The organism is Streptomyces chisholmiae, assembly GCF_031845445.1.
GTDB lineage: Bacteria > Actinomycetota > Actinomycetes > Streptomycetales > Streptomycetaceae > Streptomyces > Streptomyces chisholmiae.
Genome location: NZ_JAVREO010000008.1, coordinates 128,493 through 144,239, shown reverse-complemented (window position 1 = coordinate 144,239; position 15,747 = coordinate 128,493). Strand labels below are relative to the sequence as shown.

5 protein-coding genes and 1 pseudogene are annotated in these 15,747 nt (G+C 67.8%); 2 read left to right on the top strand and 4 right to left on the bottom strand.

Annotation, left to right across the window (positions count from 1 at the left end):
• Positions 1–415: 415 nt before the first annotated feature.
• Positions 416–946 (bottom strand): hypothetical protein, encoded by a 531-nt coding sequence (locus RM844_RS15355; RefSeq protein ID WP_311667748.1) that lies wholly within the window; start codon positions 944–946, stop codon positions 416–418.
• A 162-nt stretch (positions 947–1,108) separates the two neighbouring features.
• On the opposite strand from RM844_RS15355, the gene RM844_RS15350 reads away from it, so the two are divergent.
• Entirely contained in the window at positions 1,109–1,351 is a 243-nt protein-coding gene (locus tag RM844_RS15350; RefSeq protein ID WP_311667747.1) for a hypothetical protein, read from the top strand.
• Positions 1,352–2,971: 1,620 nt separating this feature from the next.
• Positions 2,972–3,792 (top strand): annotated as a pseudogene (locus RM844_RS15345) (IS5 family transposase).
• Here RM844_RS15345 and RM844_RS15340 read toward each other — a convergent pair.
• The 3 genes from RM844_RS15340 to RM844_RS15330 all read right to left on the bottom strand — a co-directional run bounded on the left by RM844_RS15340 (position 3,772) and on the right by RM844_RS15330 (position 15,492).
• Positions 3,772–4,434 (bottom strand): hypothetical protein, encoded by a 663-nt coding sequence (locus RM844_RS15340; RefSeq protein ID WP_311667746.1) that lies wholly within the window; start codon positions 4,432–4,434, stop codon positions 3,772–3,774. The pseudogene RM844_RS15345 and the gene RM844_RS15340 sit on opposite strands and share 21 nt — an antisense overlap.
• A complete protein-coding gene (locus tag RM844_RS15335; RefSeq protein WP_311667745.1) occupies positions 4,424–11,167 on the bottom strand; it encodes a polymorphic toxin-type HINT domain-containing protein in 6,744 nt (2,247 codons plus the stop codon). The genes RM844_RS15340 and RM844_RS15335 overlap by 11 nt, the downstream gene beginning before the upstream one ends.
• Before the next feature lie 134 nt (positions 11,168–11,301).
• Positions 11,302–15,492, bottom strand: coding sequence for a LamG-like jellyroll fold domain-containing protein (locus RM844_RS15330; protein WP_311667744.1), 4,191 nt, complete (start codon positions 15,490–15,492; stop codon positions 11,302–11,304).
• Positions 15,493–15,747: the final 255 nt, after the last annotated feature.

The following is a 15,747-nucleotide window of genomic DNA, read 5'->3' as shown; positions in this document are numbered from 1 at the left end:
CACGCCAGATAGCAAACGGCGACAACGCCGACAGGCCGAACCCGGCCGCCGACCTGAACCGAGGAAGAGTCCACGGCGAGCGACGACCGGGCGGCGAGCGAAAACCACCGCGTACCGGATGGCGGTTGACGGATGTCGACGGCACGCGGACCGTTTCCCCCACTCCCGCCTCCGAATCCCGACTCTCGCCCCACTCACGGCTTGGCGGCAATGGTTCCACCACCACACGACCCGACCGATTTCCCCGATCGGGCCTCCCGCACGGAGCATGCCGCACCAGAAACAGGAAGTCGCGGCCTTCGCCAGACGGATCCCCCTCGGGCCATGTTCAACCGCACGGACCGGCGACGCGACACACGCAATGCCGCGCCGCCGACCGAGCGAAACAATCCGCCCCGGCGAAAGCCTCCCAGCCTCACCAGATGATCAGGCGATAACCGCCCCCGGGGGTAGCGACACAGTTGAAGCCGATGAGCTTCCCCTGCTGCGCCAGGACGTTCCCAGCGGTCAGGCAGGCACCGTACGCCGTGGGGCTCGCGGGGAACGTGAACGGGGGCGTCCTGTCCACCGCGGCCGCGGAACCCGCCGTGGCGACCGAGACACCGCCGAGCACGGCCAGAGAGGCCGCAGTGGCCGCGACCCGCATCTTGATCTTGCTCATTTCTTCATCCTCCTCGCTCGTTTTTCGCCCGCGTGGCCCGATCCGAAAACCCACGACCGGAGAGTGCCAGCGAAAAACTACCGGCACGACCGGAAAGGCCGCCCGGAAATGCACCACACCGGCAGAACCCTGTCCACCACGGAAACGCACCAGCCAAGCGAACGGTTCAACAAAATCAACGCCGACTTCCACGCACCACCCACAGAACCACCGAAAACCGAAACCATCCGGACCTTTCGACACCACCGACATCCAGCGACGAAGACCCGAAGGTAACAGCTCCATAACGAGAGCCGGGGCTGACGAACACGGCACCCGGGCTGGCCATCGGACCTGACACGGATGGCGCTCCACGCAACGGCGACCACGACATCACCGAAGCCGTGAGCGCTCCCCCACCGACGAGCAACGGCACGCCCCGGACCCCGGGGAGAACAGGATGTGAGCATGCGCAGGATGTTGACGAAGACGGCGGTCGCGCTGGCCGGCGCGATGGCGTTCGCCGGCCTCGGCACGACCGCGGCGTCAGCGACACCGGGCGACGGCATCGCCGAGGCCACCTACCGGGTCGGCACCCTTGAACTGTGCATCCAGTACGGCGACATAGTCACAGGGCCGGGCAAGCAGTGGTGGACCTACGCCTGCTGGCGGGACGCGAGCGGCGAGTACTACATCGACCTGATGGAGTGACCGCGACCGGCTGACCGCGGCGCTCGACGGCCCACGCCGCCCGCCCTGCACGGAGCAGCACTCATGAGCGAACCGTGGCGTACCCCCGACGCATTCCGGGCACCCGGCGGGCGGTAGCGGCGGCAACGGCCGCCACACGACCGGGCCCGAGCCCCACCCCTGAACGACGGCCCGCCGGGATCCCCCGGCGGGCCGTCGCCACTCCCACCACACTCCTGACCTACGAGACGACGGGGGTGCGGCCACCAGCAGCCCAGGAGCCCGGCGGGGCCCAACCCGCAGGTGACCTCGACTCACCCTCGAACAAGCCGCCCAGGCGCGGCAAAAAGACCCCCCGCCCAGCGGATTTCGCTGGTCAGAGGGCCTTCATCGCACTGTGGCGGCGCCAGGATTCGAACCTGGGAAGGCTGAGCCGGCAGATTTACAGCGGGCTCAGCCTTTCCCCACGACAGGGGTACTGACCTGCGGCTACGTGCCGCCGGACCGCTGCCGGCGGGAAGTTGGGGAACACCTGGGGAACCCGAACCCGAACCCGACCGGCGAGCAGGCCCCACGGCAACCCCGCCGCTGCAGTTCGCCGTTGCTCGGACGAACGGAGCGACGGCCAACCCGCTCCCGTGTCACCCTCAGCACCAGCCGGGCGTTCCGCCCACAACTGCGACTGGCGGCCTGCTGGCCAATCACGAGTCGGTACAGACCAGACGCACCTGAGCAATAGCGCAGCATCCTAGATCCGACCTCAGCACCAGGATCTGCTGCCCCGGAGAACCGTAACTCCATCCGTCGGCTACGAGTTTTGGACCTCCCGTCAACGGAGCAACGGCCCGCGGATCCAAGCAGGTTCAGCTCCGAGCACAACGGGTGCGCGTGGTCAGCAGGCCGCCTCCCTGGCCTTACCGGTGACCTCTTCAGCCAACTTTGCCCGCAGGAAGAGGGGATAAAGAGTCCGATCTCCTGAACAGACTGAGACGAAAAAACGACTACCGCACGGCGCAAATCCGCGAATAAACAAGAGAGGGGGAGAATCAAAACTGGCCTCGACATGAACACCCTCACCAACTCTCCGAAAGGAGATGCTGTCATCCGCTTCCGTGAAGACATACCGAGGGGAAGCATTTTTAGACGCCGACGACGTCTCGCAGATACCCACCGCAGACAACGTGAAGTGAAGAATCGGCACCCACCCGAATCTCGTCTCCATTTTGTTGCCATCGACCCGGAAGGCAATGTCGCCCGGAAAGAACCCCCAAAGCATCTCCCCCTACTCACACCCTCGAAATCACGCGCGCACGCCCCCCTGCCGACTTCGAGCGACCATCCAGTCGAAATGCTATCTGCATCCCCTGCCTCACCTCAGATAATCGTTTCAACGTTTCCCTCCCGAACAATCCAGTCACGTATGCCAGTATCCCCGTTCTCACCAACACCCCTCCCCGGCCCCGGACTTCGAATTTCAGACCGAAGACTGGATTCGTACCGTTGTCCAGGCAGAATTTTTTCGGGGTCCCGAGGCAGGCGGAGAATTCTCTCAGCAGAATGGCGCCACGGATCACCTCGCCCACGATTTACGGCACGCCAGAATTTCATTCTGGCTCAGCTCCGGCTTAACGGTGGGGCTGGATCGTTCCGGACGGGTTGTGGGAACTGGCCCAGTCGCTGTTGCCACCTTCGCGGGTGCTTCCGCAGGGCGGCGGAACTTAGAACACGTTTGATGAGGCAGTGTTGCGGCCATCGTCTACGTGCTGAGGGGCAGGTACGCCTGGCGGAATCTGCCGCCCTGCTCCGGGATATCGAAGTCCACCGCCCACCGCTGGTTCTTGATTGGCACCGGGCCGGGGTGTGGGGCCGCCTGCACCGAGCGGTGCTCGACGAACTCGCCGGCAAGAGGGCTTCTCGACCTCTCCCACGTCATATTCGACACGGCTCACGTCAGGGCTAAGGAAGGGGCGAACAAACAGGTCCGAGCCCTGTGGATCAGGGCAATCCCGGTTCCACGATTCACGTCCCGTCCGACCACCCAGGACCGCCTGTCGTGGTCGCCATCTCAGGTGGCAACGTCCACGACAGCCGGGGTCTGAGGCCGCTCGTCGCCGGCCCTATCCAGACCCGCCCTCGAAAGCGGCCGGCAGTACCGCCCGGGCAAGGTCCATGCCGACAAGACATACGACCAGTCCCACCTGCGCAGATGGATGAGAAGAAAAGAGCATTGCGTACCGGATCGCCCGCGAGGGAGTTGAGTCCAGCCGGCGGCTCAGCCGTCCACCGGTGGGTGATCGCAGGACCATGTCATGGCTGTTGGGTTACCGGCGCCTGTCACCCCGTCACGAACGCAATCCCCGCAACTCCCTGGCCTCTCCAGCCTCGCCCCAGCCCTCACCTACTACAAACGCCTACATCGAATCACCACACAGGAAACAATTTTAGCGCTGAATGAAGCCTGAACGGAGTTTCGAGTCCCCGATAGCACCCGAAATCCAGCCGGAAACAAGCCCTCTCATTCCTCTCGCGTCAGGAAATGCCTCCCGGAAGGAGCGATAGAACAGACCCGGCCTGGACGAGACATACAGACCCTCGCACCGAACATGGATCATAACTTCCGGAATTGACAAGCCTGTCGACTTCAAGCGGGACATCTCGACTACATCATCATCAAACAGTGATCTCGCATTGATCTCGATGCCATACGTATCGCGAAAATCAGCACAAAACCTTCGAGATGCATAAGTTGGCACCCTCCGAAGCCACCATCGATCTACAGAGAAAGCGGGAAAGGCCTCGCGCGCCAGAACCACTCGCGCTCGCGAATCAGCCGCTCCAATCGACTTCAAAACGTCCCGGGCAGCGACATGGCCTTCCGCTTCGAGCGCTGGAAGGATTTCGGCTAGCCGAGTCCGCAACGTGAGGTCGTTATTGTAGTCATCTACATCCCACGGGAAACCAGCGAGGCAGTCATCCGCAAATTCCTCCCAACGCCTCAGCGCTTCGAACGGCTTGACAAGACTTTGCCATCCCACTTCCATGAACTTTCTAGAGAATGCTTTGTCGAAAGCAGCAGAAGATCCCGTGGAGCCCTCATCGAACACTTTCATTCTCCATATAAGCCAGCGGATCGTCTGGTCGAAAGAAGGATGTTATCCTTCCATTCTGCATGATTCCAATCCGCCCCGTCGAAGTATCCAAGCGTATTATTGCGCCATCTCCAGAACGAATGACCTCTCTGACGTTCGACCCCCTAGGCCCACACATCAGCGCGCACGCATCTTGCTGATATCGATCGAATCCATCGACCCCGTCAACCTCATGCTGATACTCCGGCATGTCAGGCCCTTCCCCTGGACGCTTCCCTTCCCCGAACACATGCTTGTCGTAATGCTCGTCGAGATTCGCCATATCCCACTTGCAGTTATGGACCAAGATCGGCGTAGCCCCCGCCAGCACATAGTACGTATGCAGACCTTCAACGGTGAGGTTGTGGACAGTGGCAGTACGGGTGCGGGTGGCCTCGGCGGCAACGGTGGTCGTGCTGCCATCGGGCCTGGACAGCTCCGCGCCGACGGGCAGGTCGGCGGCGTCGGTCCAGGCCTGGGTGGTCTGGTTCCAGAAGGGGTGGTTGTCGGTGGCGACGAGGGTGGCGTGGCCGTCGTCGGTCTGGATGGTGAGGGTGGTGAGGTGTTTGGTGCCCGTGGTGGTGATCTCGGCGGTGACGGTGCGGGCACTGGTCTCGCCGGTCTCCGGGTCGGTGGCCAGGACCTTGTCACCGATCCGGACATCCTCGATGGGGCGGGTGGTGCCGTCGGCCATCAGGACGTGGGTGCCGGGGACGAAGCTGTTGCAGACCACGTTGCTGGAGCGGCGGACGGTGTCGGGTATCACGGCTCTGATGGCCACGACGGCGGCTTTCAGGCCGGCGACCAGATCCGTACCGGTGTCAGCGCAGGCCATGGTGTCCCCGTCGACGAGGCAGGCGGGGAGTTCCATCAGCGGGATGGCGTTGTAGACGATCCCGCCCATGACCTGCAACCACAGCGGTGGTTGCTTCGGTACCGGCATCTCGCTGGTGCAGTCCCAGCCGCAGCGATACTCGGCGGCGGCCCTGCACGCGTCGTCGCACAACTGCTGGTGCCCCTGGGCGTCCTGCCCCATGCAGCGGAACCCGCAGCGGTATTCGGTCGCTGCCTGGCTGGCTCTGTTGCTGTAGGTACGGCCAGCACTGCCCACGATCGTGTTGGTCGCGTCGGCGATCTTCTGGACGCCGCTCTTGATGCCGCGAATGATGTCCTTGAAGAACAGCCCGGTGGGGTCGGAGTAGGTCAGCGGGTTGTTGTTGGCGTAGGTGTAGCCGTGGATCTGCTGTGGATCGGTGAGGTCCATCACCGGGTCGAGGGAGATGAACCGTCCGGTGGCCGGGTCGTACTCGCGGGCGCCGAGGTGGGTCAGTCCGGTGGAGGTGTCGGTGGTGCCGCCGACGAAGCCCCGGGTGCCGGGCCAGGTGGTGGGTTCGGGGCCGCGGACGTCGCCGAACGGCAGCGTGCGGCGCTGGGTGACCTCCAGCGTCCAGGCGTCGACGGCGAGTTGCCCGGTGCCGTGGTGGTCGGCCAGCGTGTAGGCGATGTCGCCGTTGTTCTGGAAGACGACGAGGTGCCCGCCCCCCGCGTCGACGTAGCGGGTGGCCTGGGGCACGTCGCCTTCGGCCGGTAGGACGATCTCGGTGTGGCCGAGGTAGAGGGTGGTCTCGGTTGCGGTGCGGCCGATGAGGCGGTTGCCCGCGGCGTCGTAGAGGTACTCGGTGCGGGTGCCGTCGGCCTCGGTGACCTCTGTCAGACGGCCCTCGTTGTCCCAGGTCAACTCCTGGGTGTCGCCGCCGATCTGGCGCGAGGTGGTGTTGCCGGCCGCGTCGTAGCCGTACTCCTCCAGGGACCGGACCTCGGGCGTCTCCTGGGTGACGGAGGTCAGGGTGTGGGGCTGTGGGCCGCCGGCCTCGGGGTAGTCGTAGGTGCGGGTGGTGTCCTGCTCGTGGAGCGTCTCGGTCAGACGGTTGCCGGCCAGGTCATAGGTGTAGGAGCGCCAGTAGGGGGCCGGGCCTCCGATGGTGGCGTCGGCCGGGTCGGTGGCGCACTCCTCCCCGGTCTGTGCCCAGGCCTCGGTGAGGCGGCGCAGGTAGTCGTACTGGAAGCACTGGGTCTCGTTCCCGGTGAGGGAGACGTCGTTGATGGAGGTGACGTTGCCGGCCTGGTCGTAGGAGTACGTTTCGTACCGGTCGGGGCCGCCGGCCATGAAGCGGATGCTCCAGGAGGTCTTCAGGCGTTGGGTACCCCACTCGTAGTCGCTGTTGATCCAGACCGCCTCGTAGGCGTCGGGGTCGAGCTTCATCTCCGTCTGGAGGGGCTTGCCGGTCAGGCTGTAGATGGTCTCGGTGTACAGCCCCTGTGAGCCGTCGAGGCCCACTTGGCGGAGAGTGCCGTCCTCGTACCGAGGGGTGACGGTGAGGGCGGGCAGGCTGCCGGCCAGCGGGTAGGAGTGCGACTCGGGGAGGCCGGACTCGGCGTAGGCGGTGGCGGTCTCGTAGGAGCCGGCCAGGGCACCTTCGGAGTCGGGGATGGTGGTCTCGCTGCGGAGCACCCGGTAAAGCGCGTCATACTCCAGGACGCGGGAGGTGTACGCCTCGCCGTCGTGGTAGCGGGTGGCGGCGGTCAGCTGGCCCTGGGCGCCGGGCAGGGTGTCGTACTCCCAGTCGGCGAGCGTCTCTCCCTGGCCGTCGAGCAGGGCGGTGCGGCGGCCGAGGTTGTCGTAGCGGTGAGCGAGGGTGGCGTCGCGGGCGTCGGTGCGGGTGGTGAGTTGGTCGCGGTCGTCGTAGGTGGAGACGGTGGTGCCGGCGTCCGGGTCGTGGGTGTGGGTGCGGCGTCCCAGCTGGTCGTACTCGTACGACCATTCGTTTCCGGCCGGGTCGGTGACGCGGGCCAGTTCGTCGCGCGGGGTGTAGGCGTAGTGGGTGGCGTCGAAGGGCGCGTCCAGGGTGCGCTCATGGTGTTGCCGCAACTCGATGGTGCGGCCGCGGGCGTCCTGGATCGTGGTGGTGGCGGTGTCGCCCTCGGGCGGGATGACGGTGGTGCGGTCACCGAAGTAGTGGGTGTCCGTGGTGCCCAGGATCTCGCCGCCGTCGCCGTTGCCAGCCATCAACTGGCGCGTGGTTTCCCGGCCCAGGGCGTCGTAGGTGAGTCGGGTCTGGGTCTCCACCCGGGTCACGTCGGGCCGGTAGATCTGGTTCCCCGGTGCTCCGGACCCGTGGTAGGGAGCGTGCGTCCGTTCGGGGAGGCCGAGTTCGTTGTAGAGGGTGTCGGTCAGCAGTCGACCGTCCTCGGGGCCCGGGTCCTGGGTCTGACGTTCGCGGAGCAGGCCGTCGTAGAGGACGTAGGAGGAGTCCTGTTCGCCGTCGACGCCGATGGTCCGGGTGCGCACCGCGACCGGGGAGCCTTCGACGAAGCGGTAGTCGAACTGGTAGGACGGCGTGTCGTCGGGATCCCGGTCGGCCAGCCAGATGTGGCTGGTGCGGCCCAGAGCGTCATAGCGGAGCGAGGTGTGGTGGTCGTTGGTGTCGATCGTGCGAATCGGCAGGGCGCGCTGGGGATGGAGTTCGGTGACCGCGGTCTGTGCGGTTTCGGGATCGTCTGGGTCGGCCGGGGGTGAGGTCTGGGTGACGGTGGTGGGGATGCCGGTGGTCGGCTGGTAGGCGGTGGTGACGGTGCGGCCGTCGTCCCGCGTGGTGCGGGTGACGGTGGAGCCGGTGGCGGTGACGTCGGCGGCCAGGTCGGTGACGGTCAGCGGCCGACCGTAGGTGTCGAAGGTGGCAGCGGTCTCGCGGTAGGTGGCTGTGGTGCCGTCGTGTTCGGTGAGTGTGGCGTGCGCGGTGGCGTCACCGACGGTGGGGGCCTGGCCGTAGTCGAGGCCGTCGTAGGCGAGTCGTTCGTCGGAGATCACCTGGGTCGCGCGGTCGGGGGTCGCGGAGCAGGCGACGGCGACGGTCTCCACGCGGCTTGGCAGGGTCAGCAGGTCGCCCGGCGGGAACTCGACGCGGGTGCAGCGGTCGTCCGTGTCGTCGGCGAGGTCACCCTGGTCGTGGGTCTGGGTGAGTCGGCCGGCGACGGTGTCGTAGGTGTGGGTGCTCTGGGTGGTGCGCCACTCGTCACCCGCGCCCTGGTCGAGCGAGGTGAAGGTGGTCTCGCGCGCGACGCCGGTGTGGTGGGCGGCGCGGGTGCCCCAGTCGTAGGTCTCGCTGGCGGTCTCGTGGTGCCAGGGACGGGAGACGGTCTTGGCGAGCACCTGCCCGTCGGGGCCGTCGAAGTCCACGGTGCGGTAGAGGAATCCGGCCGCCGACTCGTGGTCGGTGATCGGGTCGCCCTCCCCCTCCTCCAGTTCGACAGTGACGGTTCGGGTGCCGCCGGAGGGGGCGGCGCGGTCGCCGTGCATGCCGCGCAGGAAGTAGGAGTCGCTCTGGCTGAGCATCTCCGTCTGGCCGCCGGTCCGGACGCGGACGTGTTGGTAGCCGCGCCACTGGGACCAGGTCTTCTCGTCGTCGGGGACCAGGCCGTCGTCGTTGTAGTGCCAGGCCGCGCCGCCCCGGTAGTCGTAGCGGCTGACCTGGTCGGGGGCGCCGCCGGTGCGGTCCGTGAGCGTCACTTCGGTGGTGACGTACTTGTGGAACCACTCCAGGTCCGGGTCCTGGTCGGGGCCGTTGCCGAGGTACTGGGGGAAGCAGCGGGAGGTGTTGGTGTGCGGGGTGGGGAGCGCGTCCGTCTCGCAGACCGGGTCGGAGTACCCGACGTCGATGACCCCGCCGGCCTCGTCCGCGATCGACGACAGCCGGCCCTTCACGAACGGCGCCCGGCCGTCGCCCGTTTCGTCCAGCCGGTTGACCAGCTGCGTGTAGCCGAAGGTCACCGGCGGCAGGGAGACGGGCTCGGCCGCGGTGTGGCCGGTGTGCTGGACGCTGGCCAGCAGCAGCTGGTAGTCCACGTCCGCGGTGCCCCAACGGTGGGTCAGCGTCCAGGAGTCGACCGGCTCCCACGCGCCCCCGGTGTGGATCTCGGTGGTGACCTGGGCGAGCCGCTTGGTGGTCCAGAAGGTGGGCGAGTACCGGCCCGCGTCGCAGTCCTCGGTCGCGGTGCAGTTCAGGTCCCACGGGGTGTCATACCAGTACTGCGGGTTGGCGTCGATGTCCGAGCAGTCGGCGCCGCCACCGGGCAGGCAGCGTTCCTCGTTGGCGAACCGGACCCGGCCCATCGGCTGGCCGCTGTAGAGGTCATCGCTGTCGTGACCGTACTCGATGCGCTGGAGCGAGCCGCCGCGGGTGTAGCGGGCGTTGTTGGTCTCGTCGAGGAACCGGCCGTAGGAGTTCTCCTCCTCGTCGTAGAAGTAGGCCATGGCGTTGCCACGCACGTCGACGACGTAGTCCAGGTTCCAGCGCCAGGCCTGCTGGCACCAGGCGTCCTCGGTCGCCGACTGGTAGCAGGGGTCGCCGGCGTCGTCCCCGTAGACGGGCACGGTCCAGGTGGAGTCGGTGGTCTCGTCGCCGCTGCTCCAGCCGGGCAGCCGGTGGTAGCCGAAGTAGTACTCGGTCCCCTCCGGGTCGGTGACCCGCCAGTGCTCGTCGCTCCGCGCGCCGTTGCCACGGCTGGTGCCGGTCAGCCGCTCGACGACGGTGCCGTCGTCCTGGGGCAGCCGCCAGGTGTCGGTGCCGTCGGGGACCAGTTCGCTGGCGCCGCCGCCGAGCGAGAGGATCGCGTTGTCGTAGTCCCAGCACAGGTCTCCGACCTCGAAGCCGTCCTCGTTCTCGACGCCCTCCTCAGCACAGGACACGTAGCGGCGCTCGATGTACCCGGCGCCGAAGTCGAAGCCGTCGCCCGCCCAGGAGCCCTGGTTGTTGGTGCCGCCGGTGCGGCCGTCGATGGCCCCCGACGAGTACCCCAGGGACAGCTCGGGCACCAGGCCGCCCGGCACGTCGGGGGCCGGCATCGGATACGACCAGGTGAAGTCACCCGTGTTGAGGCCGACCTCCCAGCTCGCCGACGGCGAGAGCTGCGACGCCTTGTGGTCACCCTGCTCGCCCTCGTCCGCCGCCACCGCCGCGAGCACCAGTGGCTCGCCCGGCTCCAGCACCACGTCCGGCGCGGTCAGCACCTGCCGTTCGGTGTCGTTGACCGAACGGACCGGCTGACGCTCCCGGCAGTCGCCCGCCGCGGACTGGTCCACCGCGCAGGCGGGCAGCTGGACGAACGTGAGCCGGGAGCCGTAGTTTCCGCCGAAGGCACCGGCGAACGCCGCGTAGTCCAGCTCCACACCCACCCGCCCGGCCACCACCGGGTCCAGGGGCGCCGCCAAAGCGCCCTGTTCGGTGCCCTCGGGCACGGTGAGGCTCAGCAGGACACCGTTCGGGATACCCGCGGCCTCGGCCGACTCCTCGTCATGCGTCTCAACGGTGGCCGTCGGCGGAGCCCCTGCCGGCTCGGTGTGCAGGGCGGCCACGGGTGGGGCCACCAGCCGTACCGCCGACTGCGCCGTGGGCAAGGTGAAGGCCGCCGAGGAACCGCCCGGGAGTGCCAGCTCCACCTGCCCTGGCTCGGGCCAGGCCGCCGCGGGGTCGGGCGCTGGCGTCACCTCGTGCGACTCCGGCCTGGGCAGCACGGGCAGCCCGTCCGTTCCCGGGACCGTCGGTTCCGCCTCGGGCACCTCAGGGCGGCCGTTGTCCTCAGCCACGGCCGTGGAGACGGTCGCGGCCTGCAACAACGAACCGACCATCAACAGCGCGAGCGCCAACGACACGCGGCGCGAAGGGGTGCGGACGGTACGGGTACGGATTCTGCCGGAGCCTGTCACCTGAGGATCTCCTCGAAGAATGGCAACACAAGGGGGGCCTGGGAGGGCCGCCCACCATGGGGGGCGGCCCAACGACCCGTCTAGTCGACCGGGGGCACCGCGGTCGGCGCGTCGCGCCGGCCCAGGCTCAACGCACGGACCTGCTCAGGTGCCAGGGCTCCCTGCACAGCCCAGACGTCATCCACCGCGCCGGGCCACGCCTCACGCCAGACCCCGCCGGACAGGGAGCGCCCGACATGCAGGGTGCTGCCCGCTTCGAACGGGAAGACGTTGAAGGCCCAGGACTCACCCGACACGCAGGACTCCTCCGACTCAGCGGAGCAGGTCAGTTCCTCCAGTTCGCCGTCGACGTAGAGCCGTGCCTCGGCCGCGAACCCGTCGTAGACCAGCGCCAGGTGACGCCACTCCCGCACGTCGTAGACCCGCTGGTGGGAGACCCGGGTCTGGACCGCGCCGGTCTGGTCCCGGTCGGCCAACGACACCTCCCAGCGTCCGAAGCCCTCCTCGTCGCCTTCCGGTACCCACCGGACGGCGAACGCGCTCTCCCGCTGACCGACCGCGCTCAGCACCGACGCCGCTCCCTCCGGCGGCGACGCGGCCCGCGCGAAACCGCTCACGGTGAAGCTGAGCGAGGTGTCGATCGGCACATCCGGCACATAGGCGTACCCGCCGCCACCGTCGACGTACAGCGAGGCCTCGTCGACGAAACCGGGGCTCACGCCCGCCCCACCCCACAGGTACAGGTCGTTTCCGAACGGGGTCGCGTCAGGTGTGGAGACAACGTCGCCCGTGTCGAGCCGGTCGAGCTGCCAGCGGGCGCGAACGATCGGTGCCTGACGGTAGAGCTGACGCACGTCCTGCACCGTGAGGACACGGTCGAACAGTCGCACGTCGTCGATGGTTCCGGGGAAGAACGAGTCCACCGTTCCGCCGTGCTGGCCTGCGCCTACCTGGATGCGCTGGTTGGCGTGGAAGGGCGTGGGCAGCGGGACATTCCCCGCCTGTTCACCGTTCACGTAGAGAGTCAGCCGCCTGGTGTGCGCGTCGTGCACGCCCACCAGATGCGCCCACTCGTCGGGCAGCGCCGCCTCATCCTCGGGTTGCAGGACAGCGACCGGCTCCGCGGTAGCCGTGTTGCCGCTGTACTGGTTGAAGCCCCACCTGCCGTGCTCCGCCGAGTAGTACAGCTCGAAGCCGGGCGCCAGCGTGCCCGTCTGGGTCGCGACCACCGCGTCACCGGTGGGCAGGCGGTCGAGGCGTGCCCAGGCGGAGATCGTGAAGTGCCGCCCCGTGTTGACCATGGCGGTGCCGGTCGCGGCGTAGCCACTGGTGCCGTCCAGACGTAGCGCCTGCCCACGTACGCCTGGCTCGCCGAACTCGCTCCCGCCGTGTGCCGCGAGGCTCAGCACGTCGGAAGCGGCGGAGACCCGCTGTGCGCCGGCCGGCTCGTCCAGGGCGAACAGGGCCACCGCTGGGCGGCCACTGGTGTGGAGCCGCTCCTTGTTGTACAGGCGCGCCACGTGCGAGTTGGGGGAGGCCATGTAGAGGTCGAAGATCTGCACCTCGTCGATCACGCCGGGGAACGGCGAGCGGATCTGGTCGCCCGAGCGCCCCGCGCCGATCTGCACCGGGCCGCGCGCGTTCCACGCCTCCGTGTACGCGGTCGTGCCCGCCAACTGGCCGTCCACGAACAGCCGGAGCTGCCCACCCCCCGGATCGTAGGAGCCGAGCAGATGGGTCCACTCGCCCGCCACGACCTCCACGTCCGAGGCCAACACGCGAGCTGTGCGATTGTCGTCCGGCGCGTCCACCCGGTACTGGTTGAACGCCCAGCTGTCCTGCGCGGCCGAGTAGTACAGCTCGAACCCGGGACGGTGAGTACCGGCCTGCGTCGCCACCACCGCGGCGCTGGAGGGCTTGCGGTCGAGTTTCACCCAGGCCGATACCGAGAACGACCGGTTGGTGTCGATGACCGGCCCTTCCGTGACGGCGTACCCGTCGACGCCATCCACCTCAAGCGCGGTGCCGATCGTTCCTTCCGCTCCGGTCGACGCACCCCCGTTGAGCGCCGCCCAGCGAGCCGAGACCGCTCCCGCCGCCTCATCCGCGCCAGCGGCCTCATCCAGCGCCCAACTCGCGCGGGGCGGGGCACCCACGCCCACCAGGAAGCGGTAGGTAGTGATCTCAGAGACCCTGCCTGCCTGGTCGATCGCCAAGGCGGTAACGATGTGTGACCCCGGACTGTCCGGTGCCAGCTCCACCACGCGTGGAGCCCCGCCGCTGGTCGTCACCCGGTTGCTGTCCAGCGGGTCACCATTCAGGCCCCACCAGTACTCGACCACGTCCGCGTCACTGGCCGCCAGCGTGAACTCCCCGTAGTGCCCGGCTCCCTGATGCCACTGGCCGAACGGATCGTCCGGGTCAAGCTCTGGATAGAAAGCGGAGGAGATCATCGGCCCCTCCGGCACGGTCATATCGAGAACGAAATGGCAGGCATGGCCGCTGCCACGATCCGACCACGGTCCGTACGCGGACCCGTCAGAGGAACGCGCGACCAGTTCGATCGGCGTGTCCGGCGCGACATCCGTCGGCAGGCGCACCGAGAACTGAGAGCCCGAACGCTTGGCGGTCGTCAGTCCCGACTCCCACCGCACCACCTTGCCCCGACCGTCACCGTTGTCCCACCGGGCGGCCAGCTCCACCGCGACCTGGTCCCCGTCCGGATCGGTCACATTGTTGACGTACACCTGCCCGATGGAGCGCACACGGGCAGGACGGTCAGCCGGCTTGCAGGTACCACCGTGCTGAAGGGCCAGCTGGGACGGCTTGATCTGCGGCGGCACGCGGTTGTAGAGCACCCGCAGGTGGGCGCGGTCGGAGAACCGCTTCCAGGACAGCCGTTCCGACTCGTCGGCCGCCTGGAGTCCGAACGTCAGAGAGGCGGACCCGTTGTCGGCGGCGCGCTGAACAGCGCCACGTACGTCGAACTCGGCGTCCGCGGCCGCACAGCCCTGGTAGCCGTAGGAGAAGGACTCTCTGTCCAACTCCTCGATCCAGAAGGAGCTGTTGTTCTGGCTGTTCCACGTGGTGTTGGCGTTGATGCCCTGGGTCCGCCAGAGTTCCACCTCCTGTGGCGTGCAGGAGGCGGAGTGCACGTTGCGGACGACGAACTCGGCCGAGGTGATCCGGGTACCGGCGAACTTCGAGGTGGGAATGCGGTACATCAGCCGCTTCACGTCCTGCGGCATGCAGGAAGCCCACCCGCAGTAGCCCATGCCGGCGTTGGACTCGCCGTTGAACTTCCACTGCGGCGAACTGGCCCAGTACCGCGACACCATCGTCCAGGCCGCGGAGCGCGGGGTGTGCCACTGCGGGTCGATGTAGACCGGGTAGACGGTCTGATCGCCGCGCAGCACCTCCTCGTCGGGGGTCAGCGTCAGCGTCTCCTCGTCGTTGTCCACCTCGGCCCCCACGTGAGCGAGGTTGCTGGACTCGCCCGCGCCGGGCGGACCGACGGCGGCCGCCTCGTCCTCGTCGGCCAGTCTCGCCGCTGCCTCACCGCCGCCGGAGCTGGAGTCCCACATCAGCGGCACGGGAGCCTCGAAGACCGGGGTGTCGGCGTTCGCGTCCAGCGCCTGGACCCCGCCCTCCTCCGTCACCTCGGGCACCACGCCCGTGGACCGCAGCCCCAGTCGCAGCTCCTCCAGCTCCGGGCTGGCCGCCGCCTCGGCGGAGTTCACCACGATCAGCTGGCTGAACCCGTCCGGCTGCGCGGCCAGCCGCAGGTCCACGTCCGGCAGCACGTTCCGGTACAGCGCCGTGTCCCCCGACAACTCGGGCTCGGGCAACTCGCCCGACCACGTCAGCGCCAAAGCCCTGCCGCTGCGCTCCAGTTCGACGAGGGGACCGGTACCGCCGCCGGAGAACGTCAACTGAGCGGTGGCTGCCCGGGGCCCTACCGAGCCGTCCTCACGGACCACCAACTCCGTGTCCACCGGCTGCCATTCACCATCCACCCGCGCCCACACCGGCCGCAGGTACTCCACCGCCTCCAGGTCCCCCTCGGGCGTGGCGAACACCTCGCTGGACTCGCCTCGCAGCGACTCCACCTCGACGTTCTCACCCGACTCCCTGGCCTCGACCAGCGCCAGCGCCTCAGCGGAAGCCTCCGGGGCGGTCGGGTCGTAGCTTCCCGCCTCCACTTCGGACGGCTCCGCCGCCGCATCCGAGGCCACCGCGAGCACCGTGGCCGGCAACAGACCGGCGAGCATGCCCCCGACGACGAACTGAACGACCCCGCCCCGTGTCACGCGTCGCGACACACGCGGCACTCCCGTCCTACGCAACGTTCGAACCCCCTCCACAAGTCACACACGTGCGTGACCAGCCGTCACCCTAAAGCGACACTGGGCAAGGTGAACAGAGCTGAGGGAACGGACATTCGAAACGAACGGGCGACACGGGGCGATTCGCCACGGTGATCTATGTCATGTTTGTGACGAGAACCTGACGCTCAGTCAGTGGTC